Here is a 10,678-nt window from a genome sequence, read left to right on the forward strand (position 1 = left end):
GCAGGGCGGACACCTACTGGACCACGTTGGAGGGCCAGTCCGAGGACAACACCTCGAACCTGGCGGATGGCCCCACGGTCACCAGCCTTCGGGAGCTGATCGACGCGGGCATCCTGGGCTTCGCCGCCTACAACTCCACCCGGCAGGTCATGTACTACCCCACCACGGAGGAGGCCGGGGAGGAGCATGCCGAGGAGTTGCTCCCGTACATCAGGGACGGCAAGGAGCCGGACGCGGAGTACTACCAGATCCTGGCGCAACTGGCCGCGATCAACGCTCTGGCGCTCGACGGGCAGCGCAACGGCAACCAGCTTCGACCTCACCAGATCGATTACCTGGAAGAGTTCTACGCCACCATCGACGAGCACTCGAGCGTCACTGGCTTGGCCCCCAACATCGAGTCCAACGAGACGCTCAGCAACGAAGAGCGCGCCGAACTCATGGAGGCGTTGGGTGGTGGCCTGCTCGCCCTCTCCGACGGACGGCTCGGCGGAGGCTACGACCACCTGCCCGAGGGCGTCCGGGAGTTGGTGAACGGCCCTGGGGGCTACTGGGAGCCGGGAGGGTCTCCCCCCGGCGAGTCTGCGACCAAAGAGGAGAGGGGTAACGAGTCCTGGCTCAATGCCGCCGGCGGCCTCGGTGACCTCCTCCAGGCCGCTCCGTCCCTCGAAGGCCAGCCGATGCGCGGGGGCACCGCATTCTCCACGCACCTCACGGTCAGCATCTCCGAGGCGCTGGAGATGGACTACCCGGACTCGGACCCGGAGCTCACAGAAAAGCTCGAACCGCTTCTGGACGTCACAACCCGAAACCCCGAGGCAAACGCGGTCCTGCTCACCGGTGAGACGACGAACGGCAACCCCTACTCACACCCCAACTTCGGCGACATCGACCTCGGCGAGACACTCGGACGCCTCTATCAGAACGACTGGGACGACAACGGAGAGGCTGTCGCCCAGATCACTGACTGGATCTCCGGCTACGCGGACAGCGACGACCCGGACCAACAGAAACTCGCAGGGGATTCGACAGCCAACCTTATCGAAGCCATCGCTGGTGACAACGAACTCTACCTCGAGCTCATTGGCGTCAAAATGGAAGAAGACGAAGGCACATTTATAATCACAAACAAGGACGAACCGAAAGTCTCGTTCTCTGAAATAAATCCAGAAATAGCCGAGTCCTTCTTCGAAGTTTTCCACACCTACATCGACGACTTCGGAGGGGAGACCGATGGGGTCTACGAATACCGGACAGGCGAGCAAGACCTGAATCTACCCCTAGAGGCCCGCACGAGGTTCATGCAATATATCGCCAGTGACGATGCTTCTGCAGTGCGCATGATTGCCTCCGTTGAAGGCCAACAGATGTCGAATCTCAGCTTCGATAATATCAACCCGGACAGTCCATTCACTGCAGGTTCTGAGAACGGGACCCTCCAAGGACTCCTTGACTCATCCCTTCAGAATGAGGCAATGAACAGGACCGCCAATGCGGACGAGGCCGCCGAGTCCACCGCTGAACGGCAAAGGCAAGCAGCGATGCTGATTACTGACATCGCCCTTGGCGTCGGCAAGGTACCCGCCTCCATGCACCCCGCCAGCGCTGTCGGAGCCGAAATCCTCGCGGCCACCATCAAGGACGAGATTCAAACCCAGGTGAACGAGGAACTCAAAGCCGAGATCGGAGACTTCGCGGAAGCACGAGGAGACGGTGACACACCGGAAGACGACGTCCGGCGAAATGCTTCCCTCTACCTCCTCAGCCAACTCGTCGACTCAGAGCAATCCGACCTCGAACTGAGCGATATTGACGAAACCGCCATCACCGAAAGCAGCGATGGCACGAGACGAGTTGCTTCCGGCATTCACGAGATCTACTCCCGAAGCCTATCTAAAATGGACGCCAAAATTGACCCTATCCTCACGGATAACGAGATCATCCTGAACCAGAATGAGATGAAAGAAGACTCCGAAGTCACACCGGAAACCATAACTGCAAACGATTTTGTTACAACATACACTCGTAGTCACCAAGAGCAATACGACGAGATTGTCGAAAACTACCGAGCGCGAACTCCACAGGAGATTGCTGAAATGATAGGCCGTTGACACCGAACCTGACAGCACTCGGACACGACAAGAGCGCTAACCCATGAGCGACGGCACTGCCAACACCCCAGAGTCGACATCCCCACCCCATCGGCGAGGCCCGAATACCCAGCCCATAATAGTGGTGAACCTGAGCATCACGGTGATCGGCCTGATCACCATGTTTCTGCTGATCACAACACCCTCAGTCCTCTTCCCGGATGCAGAGTATCCCGTCGACTGTCGTCCTATCGCGGAGTGGGGTTTCACTCCTGGTGTTATCGACTTCGGCAGTGACCGTCCTGGAGAGGCGATCCGGGACTCCTGCGACCGGAATCGACAGAACAGGCTCGCGACGGCGGTGCTGGTCGCGGTGCCGACGGCGATCTCCGGATCGGTGGGGATGACCGCCCTGCTCTTTCGGCGACAGCTGTCTGGACCGGGCGCCGAACCGCCCCGGAGCGCGAAGGACTGATCAGGCGCGGGGGTGGGCCCGGCGGTAGGTGTCGCGCAGGCGCTCCACGGACACGTGGGTGTAGATCTGCGTACTGCGCGGGCTGGCGTGGCCCAGGAACTCCTGCACGCTGCGCAGGTCGGCACCGCCGTTGAGCAGGTGGGTGGCCGCGCTGTGCCGCAGGCCGTGCGGCGCGCTGTCCGCACCGGCGGCACGCAGGTGGGCGTGCACGTCCTCGCGGGCCTGGCGGACTCCCAGACGGCCGCCTCGGGCCCCCAGGAACAGCGCGGCGCCACTGGTGGCGCCCGCCATCTCCGGGCGGCCACCGGACAGCCAGGCGTCGAGGGCGTCCAGGGCCGGACCGCCCACGGGAACCGTGCGCTCCTTGGCCCCCTTGCCCAGGACGCGCACGGTGTCGCGTTCGCGGTCCACGTCGGCAAGGTCCAGGGCGCACAGTTCAGCGACGCGCACACCGGTGGCGTAGAGCGTCTCCACCACCGCGCGGCGGCGCAGGCCGGTCGGGGTCTCGTCGGTCTCCCCCGCGAGCGCCGCGGCGGCCTGGCGCTCGTCGAGCACCATGGGCAGGGAGCGCTGCTGCGCCGGACTGGCCAGGCGCGGGCCGGGATCGGCCGCCAGCACACCCTCGCGGTGCAGGAACCGGGTGAGCGCGCGCACGGCGGCCACCCGGCGGGCCACGGTGGCGCGACCCGCGCCCGCGTCGCGGGCCCGGGACAGCCACCCGCGCACCAGGTCCACGTCCAGGTCCTCCACGCCCCGCCCCCGCTCCTCCAGGTGGGCCAGGAGGGAGCGCAGGTCGGCCAGGTAGCCGCGCACGGTGTGGGGTGAGCGTCCCAGCTCGCCCGACAGGTGCGCGGCGAAGCGCTCCAGCACGCCTACCTCCCGGAGGGCAGGCAGGCGATCCCCTCGACCTCCACGAGGTAGGTGGGGTCGACCAGGCCGCTCACCTCCACCAGGGACGCGGCGGGCAGGCGCCCCTCGGGAAGGCACTCGACCAGGGCGGAGCGGAACTCCTCCAGGTCGGAGATGTGGCGCAGGTAGTAGGTGAGCTTGACCAGGTGGCCGAGGTCCGCGCCGTGGCGGGCCAGGATGGCCTCCAGGTTGCGGAAGATCTGGCGCGTCTGCCCCCCGATGTCCCCGGCGACCTCGCCCCCGGGCCCCTCGGGGGTCTGTCCGGAGACGAACAACAGCGGCCCGTCCGCCACCAGGGCGTCACTGTAGGGTTTAGCCATGGCGTCACCGTACCCATCCGGCGGGGCGCGTTACCGTCGCCGCCGCGACCGCCCGGCCCGGAACCAGGTGTGTCAGGAGCGCGCCACGGAGCGTACGTACCCCGTGGGGCCTCCGGTCCCGACGGACCCGGGAGGCCGTGACCGTCCACGACGGTACGGATGATCCACCGGACCCGACCGCCTCCGCCCGCTCACTGGGGCAGCCGCCAGCCCGCCGGACAACGCTCCACCAGCCCGGCCGCGGCCAGCATCCCCAGGGAACGCAGGGTCCTCTCCAGGCGGGTCCCGCTGGTCACCGCGATCACCGCCGGTCCGGCGCCGGACCGGGGCACCGCCGCCAGGACCCGGGCGCTGTCCTGGTCGAGCTCGGCCGACACCCGCAGCGGCCCGGCCTCCGGTGGCAGCTCCCCCAGCGCGCTCACCTGGGCGACGACGTCGTCCGCGCAGGTGACGCAGCCCGCGTGCCAGTCGCGGAGCAGCAGGTGGCAGCCCACCGACATCGCCGAGGTGACCGGGCCGGGAACCGCCATCAGCACCCGGTTGAGCTCGGCGGCGTGCGAGGCGGTGTTGAGTGCCCCGCTGCGCCGTCCGGCCTCGACCACCACCGTGCCCGGGGTGAGCGCGGCGATCAGCCGGTTGCGGACGAGGAAGTCCGGTGCGCGCGGGGTGGCGCCCACCGGTCGCTCGCTCACCAGCACCCCGGTGCGGGCGACGTCGGCGAACAGGCCCGCGTGCCCGCGCGGGTAGTCCACGTCCAGCCCGCAGGCCAGCACCACGACCGTGCCGCCGTGGGTCTGGGCCGCCCGGTGCGCGGCCCCGTCGATCCCGTACGCGCCGCCGGAGACCACCACGACCGCGCTCTCGGCCAGCTCGTAGGCTATCTCCGCCGCCACGTGCTCCCCGTAGGGGGTGGCCGAGCGCGCACCCACCACGGCCACCGAGCGCAGGCACAGGTGGCGCAGGTCCCCCGCGCCGCGCACCCACAGACCGTGCGAGCGCCGCCCTCCGGGCAGGCCCAGCTCGTCGAGGCGCCCCGGCCACTCGGGGTCCGCCGGGGCCACGAAGCGGATCCCGGCCGCCGCCGAGTCGCCGAGCAGTCCGTCGGGGTCCACCCCCCGGGCCGCGGTGCCCCACCGCGCCCACCTGCGCTCCAGGAGCGCCTGGGCCTCCGGTCCCGGACTCTCCTCCTCGGCACAGGGCACCGGTGGCGGGGACGCCCCCGCCACCAGCAGCGCCCACACCCGGTCCGCCCCGTGCTCGGCGAGCACCGCCCCCAGCCACAGGTCCCCCGGCGGGGCCACCGCCGTCAGGCAGGCCCGCGCCCGCGCGTCCGCCTCACCCTCCGCGTCCCGCACCGTCCCACCGCTCCTCTCCGTCCCGTCCGTGCTCACCACGCGCGCCCCGCCCAGAGCGCGAAGGCGTAGGCCGCCTCCTCCTCGCCGGGGCGGTCCCGGTCGGCGAGGTCGGCCAGGGTCCAGGCGACCCGCAGGGCGCGGTCCACCCCCCGGGCGCTGATCTGTCCGAGGTCCATCGCTCTGCCCAGCACCCGCAGCGCGGCGGACTCCACCGGGAACTCCCGGCGCAGCTGTGCCCCGGGGATGGCCGCGTTGGTGGTCCAGGGCGTGTGCGCCAGCCGCTCGGCGGCGCGGGCGCGGGCCTTCTCCACCCGGGCGGCCACCACTTCGGAGGACTCGGCGAAGGCGCGGTCGGCGAGCAGCTCGGCCCTCGACACCGGTTGCAGCTCCACCTTGAGGTCGATCCGGTCCAGCAGGGGCCCGGACAGGCGGGAGAAGTAACGGCGCCGCTCGCCGGCGGGACAGGTGCACAAGGCGCCGGGTTTGGCGCAGGGGCAGGGGTTGGCGGCCAGCACCAGCTGGAAGCGTGCCGGGAAGGTCACCGTCGAGGAGGCGCGGGCCAGGACCACCTCGCCGCGCTCCAGGGGTTCGCGCAGGGAGTCCAGCACCCCGCGCCCGAACTGCGGAGCCTCGTCGACGAAGAGCACGCCGCGATGGGCCTTGGACACCCAGCCGGGCGTGGGGTAGCCGCTGCCGCCGCCGATGATCGAGGCCCGGGTGGAGGTGTGGTGCGGCGCCGCGAAGGGGGGCACGGTGACCAGGGGCGCGCCGGGCGGCAGCATGCCCGCCACCGAGTGGATGGCGGTGGCCTCCAGCGCCTCGGCGGGGCTGAGCGGGGGCAGCACGGTGGGCAGGCGTTCGGCGAGCAGGCTCTTGCCGGTGCCGGGAGGCCCCAGCATCATGAGGTTGTGGCCGCCGGCCGCGGCGATCTCCACCGCACGGCGGGCCACCGGCTGCCCCAGGACGTCGGACAGGTCGGGTCCCTGGCCGCGCGGCTCGCGGGGCCGGGGCACGGCCTCCTCCGCGTGCGCCTCGGGAAAGCACTCCCCGCGCAGCCACTGGCACAGGTCCATCAGGCTGTCCACCGCCGTCACCTCGGCCCCGGGCACCAGCCGGGCCTCGGCGGCGTTGCCCCGTGCGACGACGAACCTGCGGTAGCCCTGCCCGGCGGCCGACACGACCGCCGGAAGCACCCCCAGCACCGGCCGCGCCCGGCCGTCCAGACCCAGTTCGGCGATGAGGACGCTGTCCTCCAGCCGCTCCACCGGCACCGAGCCCGCCGCGGCGAGGACGGCGGCGGCGATGGCCAGGTCGAACAGGCTTCCCGACTTGGGCAGGCTGGCCGGGGACAGGCTGATGACGATCTGGCCGCTGGGCCACTCCTCGCCGCTGTTGACGACGGCGGCGCGGATGCGGTCCCTGGCCTCGCGGAGCGCGGCGTCGGGCAGACCCACCAGGGTCACCCCGAAGTCGCCGCCGCCCAGGTGCACCTCCACCTCGACGATGTGCCCCTGGACGCCCAACAGGGCGATGCAGCGGGTGCGGGCGAGCGTCATCATGCCATCCCCCGCTCATGGGAGACGAACACGCGCCCGCCGCTGATCAGGACGCAGACGCCGTCCACGCGCAGGGGGCGGGCGGGCACCCGGTGCCGGACCGCCCAGGCGTGTCCGAGGCGGCGCAGACGGCGCCGCTTGTCCGGGGTGATGGCCTCCACCGGATGCCCGTACCGGACGGAGGTACGGGTCTTGACCTCAGCAATGACCAGGACGGGACCGTCCCGGGCCACGATGTCGATCTCCCCGTCGGGGATGCGCCAGTTGCGGGCGACCACCCGCATCCCGGCGCGTCGGAGGAAGGCCACGGCGAGGTCCTCGCCACGGCCGCCCAACGTCCTTCGGTACTCGGCCCACCGGTCCAAGGTCAACCACCTCCCGTAACCACGGTCGGTGATCGCCGCTCACGGCGCCAGGGCCGGTTCCCTCCTGTGGAAAACCCCGGCCGCGCCCGGACGGACAGGCAGGATCCCGGGAGGCCGGACCCCGGGAGGCCGGGGCCGCACCCGGGATCCGGCCACCCGGCGCCGGATCAGTCCTGTGCGCCCCCCTCGGCGGGTGGCATCTCCAGGTCGGCCTTGGTGATCTCCTCGACGTTGACGTCCTTGAACGTCACCACGCGGACGTTGCGGACGAACCTGGCCGGGCGGTACATGTCCCAGACCCAGGCGTCCTCCATCACGACCTCGAAGTACATCTCCCCGTTCTCGGTCGAACGCGGCTGGAGGTCGACGTGGTTGGTGAGGTAGAACCGCCGCTCGGTCTCCACCACGTAGCTGAACAGACCGACGACGTCGCGGTACTCGCGATAGAGCTGGAGCTCCATCTCGGCCTCGTACTTCTCCAGGTCCTCAGAACTCATCCACGCGCTCGCTTTCGTCGCACTCTCCGGTCGTGGTGTGCCGGTCCCCTCCGCCCGGACACCGCCGACGGCCGGGGTGTTCCCGGTCGAGGGCGGCCCCGCGCGTCGGGGGACGCCGATACCGTCCAGCCTCCATCATGCGTCACGGAAGGGCCCCGTGTACTCCGCCGTGCGGATTTTCTCGGCGGACCGCCCCGCGCGGCACGTCACTCGTCCGCGGCGTTGAGCTCCTCGAAGGACTCCGGAACGCTCAGCGGACCGATCTGCCCGACCGGCCAGATGATCACGAAGGCCCGGCCCACGACGTGGTCGATCGGGACCGCGCCGCCGCCGGGGTTGTTCTGGTTGAGCCGCGAGTCGGAGGAGATCGCCCGGTGGTCCCCCATCAGCCACAGGTGTCCCTCGGGCACTTCGATCGGGCCGAACTCGGTGTGCGTGGCCACGCTGCCCGGGTAGAGGTAGACCTCCTCCTCGAGGGGGACCCCGTTGACCAGGACGCGGTTCTGCTCGTCGCAGCACTCCACGGTGTCACCGGGCAGGCCGATGACCCGCTTGATGTACTCCTTGCCCGTGGGCGCCGCGCCCAGCTGCTGCTGCACCCACGTGAACGCGGCCGAGACCGGGTTGGTGGGCTCGGGGACCGACACGGTGTTCGGATCGTCCCAGGACCCGTTGCCGTCGAAGACGACCACCTCGCCGCGCTCGATGTCGCGGAGCTCGTAGACGACCTTGTTGACGAGTACCCGGTCCCCGACGAGGAGCGTGTTCTCCATCGAGGTGGAGGGGATGTAGAAGGCCTGCACCAGCCAGGTCCTGATCACGAACGCCAGGACCACGGCGATCACGACCAGGATGGGGAGTTCCTTCCAGAACGACCCCTTCTTCTCGGTGCTCTCGGACTTGCTCATCTCGTCGTCCGCCCCCTCCTCCGACTCCTCGCCGTCGGTACCGGAGACAGCACTGGCTCCCGAGCTCTCATGAGCTCGGGAGCCAGTGGCGGAGCCGTGCTCCTCCGGACCGGGCTGGGCGGATTCCTCGTCCTGGACCCCGTCCGAGCCGAGGTCCTTCTCGTCTTTGCTCATCGAGCCGAAGCCTATCCTGCCTCCCTGGTGGGAGCGGAGAGATTCGACACGGAAAAACGCCGGGGAGAGACCCTGGGTCACCCGGTGAAGGACTAGCGGCGCTCGCGGATGCGGGCGGCCTTGCCGCGCAGGTCGCGCAGGTAGTACAGCTTGGCGCGACGCACGCGGCCGCGGGCGGCGACCTCGTACTTCTCGATGGCCGGGGTGTGGATCGGGAAGGTGCGCTCCACGCCCACGCCGTAGCTCACCTTGCGGATAGTGAAGGTCTCGCGGTTGCCCGATCCCTGGCGGCGGATGACGACGCCCTTGAAGACCTGGACACGGGTACGGGCGCCCTCGGTCACGCGGACGTGAACGTTGAGGGTGTCACCGGGACGGAACTCCGGGACGTCGGAACGAAGCTGGGCCTTCTCCAGCTCCTGAATGGCGGTGTGCATCTCGCGAATCCTCATCGATAGCGCTCCGCGTCCTGCTCCCCGCGGGGGGAAGGGGTACGCGGGCGAGGGCCCGAATGGGTCTGTACTGTCGAACCGCCCGGGTGACCGTCACAGAGGCCGACGTCGTACCGCCGGCATGCGGATGCCGCCGGTCACCGAGGGGGAACCCACCCAGTCTGCCACATCTCAGGTGGCGTCTCGAACGGTCTCCTCCGCCAGGACCTCCTGGTCGCGCCGGTCCAGCGCCTCCTCGGGCAGGGCCTCCACCAGGTCGGGGCGGTTGCGCGCGGTCTTGCGCAGCGCCTGGTCTCGGCGCCAGCGGTCCACGGCGCCGTGGTTGCCCGACAGCAGCACCGGCGGCACCTCCCGGCCGCGCCAGGAGGCGGGCTTGGTGTAGACCGCCCCCTCCACGAGGTTCTCCATACCGCCGGAGGCGAAGGAGTCCTGCACCGCGGACTCGGTGTTGCCGAGGACACCCGGCAGCAGTCGGGTGATCGCCTCGACCATCACCAGCGTCGCGGACTCGCCGCCGTTGAGCACGTAGTCGCCGATGCTGACCTCCTCGACGGGCATCCGCTCCGCGGCGTCCGCCGCGACCCTCGAGTCGATGCCCTCGTAGCGGCCGCAGCCGAAGACCAGGCGCTCCTCCTTGGCCAGGCGCTCGGCGTCGGCCTGGCGGAAGGGTCGACCGCTGGGGGTGGGCAGGATCAGCCGCGCGGGCCCCTCCCCCACGACCTCGTCCAGCGCCTCGCCCCACGGCTCGGGCTTCATCACCATGCCGGGGCCGCCGCCGTAGGGGGTGTCGTCCACGGTGTTGTGGCGGTCGTGGGTCCAGGAGCGCAGGTCGTGCACGCGCACGTCGAGTAGCCCGGACACGCGGGCCCTGCCGATCAGGGACAGGTCCAGGGGGCCGAAGTACTCGGGGAAGATGCTGATGATGTCGATGCGCACGGCGCGCCCCTTCAGTCGGCGAGGTCGAGCAGGCCGGGCGGGGGGTCGATGACGATCCGGCCCCCGGCCACGTCGACCTCGGGGACCAGGGCCGCCACGAAGGGCACGAACACCTCTCCGCCGTCCGGAGTGGTCACCACCAGGAGGTCCTGCGCGTGGTGGAGCACGTCCGCCACCGTGCCGACCGGCTCCGCGCCGGTGGTCACCGCGGCCAGGCCGATGAGTTCGTGGTCGTGGAACTCGTCCGGGTCATCCAGCGGCGGGATGTCCTCGGAGTCCACGAGCAGGGCGGTGCCGCGCAGCCCCTCCGCGGCGTCGCGGTCGGCCACGCCCTCGAAGCGCACGAGCAGGCGACCGCTGTGGCGGCGCGTGGAGACCACGGTGAGCGGACCGGTTCCGGCCGGGTCGGTGGCCAGCACGGAGCCGTCGGCGAACCGGGCCACGGGGTCGTCCGTGCGCACGTCGACGGCGACGTCGCCGCGGACTCCGTGCGCGCGGCCGATCCGGCCGACAACGAGTCGCATGGGGATTCTTCCGTCCTTCCGCCCCCTCGGGGGGTGAGAAAACTGTGCCCGGGTCCGGGCGCGTGCGGTGGGCACGGGCCCCGGGGTCCCGGGCACGGCTGCGGGGGGGGGGGGGGG

At 70.3% G+C, this 10,678-nt stretch carries 12 protein-coding genes; 2 read left to right on the forward strand and 10 right to left on the reverse strand.

What is annotated here, in order from left to right; translation table 11 throughout:
- Both ACSIH6_RS38455 and ACSIH6_RS38460 read left to right on the forward strand, forming a co-directional pair.
- Positions 1 to 2,111 (forward strand): TPR repeat domain-containing protein (locus ACSIH6_RS38455; RefSeq protein WP_435113656.1); only part of this gene is annotated, 2,111 nt, incomplete at its 5' end.
- A gap of 124 nt (positions 2,112 to 2,235) precedes the next feature.
- Positions 2,236 to 2,565, forward strand: a complete 330-nt coding sequence (locus tag ACSIH6_RS38460) for a hypothetical protein (protein WP_435113658.1) — start codon at positions 2,236 to 2,238, stop codon at positions 2,563 to 2,565.
- Here the strand turns inward: ACSIH6_RS38460 and ACSIH6_RS38465 are convergent, their stop codons facing one another.
- The 10 genes from ACSIH6_RS38465 to rimM form a co-directional block, all read right to left on the reverse strand.
- On the reverse strand, positions 2,566 to 3,435 hold the full coding sequence (locus ACSIH6_RS38465; RefSeq protein WP_435113660.1) for a tyrosine recombinase XerC: 870 nt from the start codon (positions 3,433 to 3,435) through the stop codon (positions 2,566 to 2,568).
- 2 nt (positions 3,436 to 3,437) lie between these two features.
- The gene (locus ACSIH6_RS38470; RefSeq protein WP_435113662.1) at positions 3,438 to 3,794 is read right to left on the reverse strand and encodes a RidA family protein; all 357 of its coding nucleotides are present in this window, start codon (positions 3,792 to 3,794) and stop codon (positions 3,438 to 3,440) included.
- Between the two features lie 191 nt (positions 3,795 to 3,985).
- A complete protein-coding gene (locus ACSIH6_RS38475; RefSeq protein WP_435113664.1) occupies positions 3,986 to 5,149 on the reverse strand; it encodes a DNA-processing protein DprA in 1,164 nt (387 codons plus the stop codon).
- Positions 5,150 to 5,181: 32 nt separating this feature from the next.
- Entirely contained in the window at positions 5,182 to 6,705 is a 1,524-nt protein-coding gene (locus tag ACSIH6_RS38480) for a YifB family Mg chelatase-like AAA ATPase (protein WP_435113672.1), read from the reverse strand.
- Positions 6,705 to 7,070 (reverse strand): YraN family protein, encoded by a 366-nt coding sequence (locus ACSIH6_RS38485; RefSeq protein WP_435113674.1) that lies wholly within the window; start codon positions 7,068 to 7,070, stop codon positions 6,705 to 6,707. Before ACSIH6_RS38485 ends, ACSIH6_RS38480 begins: the two co-directional genes overlap by 1 nt.
- Positions 7,071 to 7,237: 167 nt before the next feature.
- On the reverse strand, positions 7,238 to 7,567 hold the full coding sequence (locus ACSIH6_RS38490) for a DUF2469 domain-containing protein (protein WP_017566259.1): 330 nt from the start codon (positions 7,565 to 7,567) through the stop codon (positions 7,238 to 7,240).
- Between the two features lie 206 nt (positions 7,568 to 7,773).
- Positions 7,774 to 8,649 carry a signal peptidase I gene (lepB, locus tag ACSIH6_RS38495; RefSeq protein ID WP_435113666.1) on the reverse strand — a complete coding sequence of 292 codons (876 nt, stop codon included), beginning with the start codon at positions 8,647 to 8,649 and terminating at the stop codon, positions 7,774 to 7,776.
- A gap of 92 nt (positions 8,650 to 8,741) precedes the next feature.
- Positions 8,742 to 9,086, reverse strand: a complete 345-nt coding sequence (gene rplS / locus ACSIH6_RS38500) for a 50S ribosomal protein L19 (protein ID WP_435113676.1) — start codon at positions 9,084 to 9,086, stop codon at positions 8,742 to 8,744.
- 186 nt (positions 9,087 to 9,272) lie between these two features.
- Positions 9,273 to 10,037, reverse strand: a complete 765-nt coding sequence (gene trmD / locus ACSIH6_RS38505) for a tRNA (guanosine(37)-N1)-methyltransferase TrmD (RefSeq protein ID WP_435113668.1) — start codon at positions 10,035 to 10,037, stop codon at positions 9,273 to 9,275.
- Between the two features lie 11 nt (positions 10,038 to 10,048).
- Entirely contained in the window at positions 10,049 to 10,561 is a 513-nt protein-coding gene (gene rimM, locus ACSIH6_RS38510) for a ribosome maturation factor RimM (RefSeq protein WP_435113671.1), read from the reverse strand.
- Positions 10,562 to 10,678: the final 117 nt, after the last annotated feature.

This window comes from Nocardiopsis synnemataformans, assembly GCF_965343085.1.
In the GTDB taxonomy this organism is placed as follows: Bacteria; Actinomycetota; Actinomycetes; order Streptosporangiales; family Streptosporangiaceae; genus Nocardiopsis; species Nocardiopsis alborubida.

Bases quoted from the DNA above. Each gene is read 5' to 3' on its own strand.
- lepB (WP_435113666.1), bottom strand. From the start codon at position 8,649: ATGAGCAAAGACGAGAAGGACCTCGGCTCGGACGGGGTCCAGGACGAG.
- ACSIH6_RS38490 (WP_017566259.1), bottom strand. From the start codon at position 7,567: ATGAGTTCTGAGGACCTGGAGAAGTACGAGGCCGAGATGGAGCTCCAG.
- ACSIH6_RS38480 (WP_435113672.1), bottom strand. From the start codon at position 6,705: ATGACGCTCGCCCGCACCCGCTGCATCGCCCTGTTGGGCGTCCAGGGG.
- rplS (WP_435113676.1), bottom strand. From the start codon at position 9,086: ATGCACACCGCCATTCAGGAGCTGGAGAAGGCCCAGCTTCGTTCCGAC.
- ACSIH6_RS38470 (WP_435113662.1), bottom strand. From the start codon at position 3,794: ATGGCTAAACCCTACAGTGACGCCCTGGTGGCGGACGGGCCGCTGTTG.
- rimM (WP_435113671.1), bottom strand. From the start codon at position 10,561: ATGCGACTCGTTGTCGGCCGGATCGGCCGCGCGCACGGAGTCCGCGGC.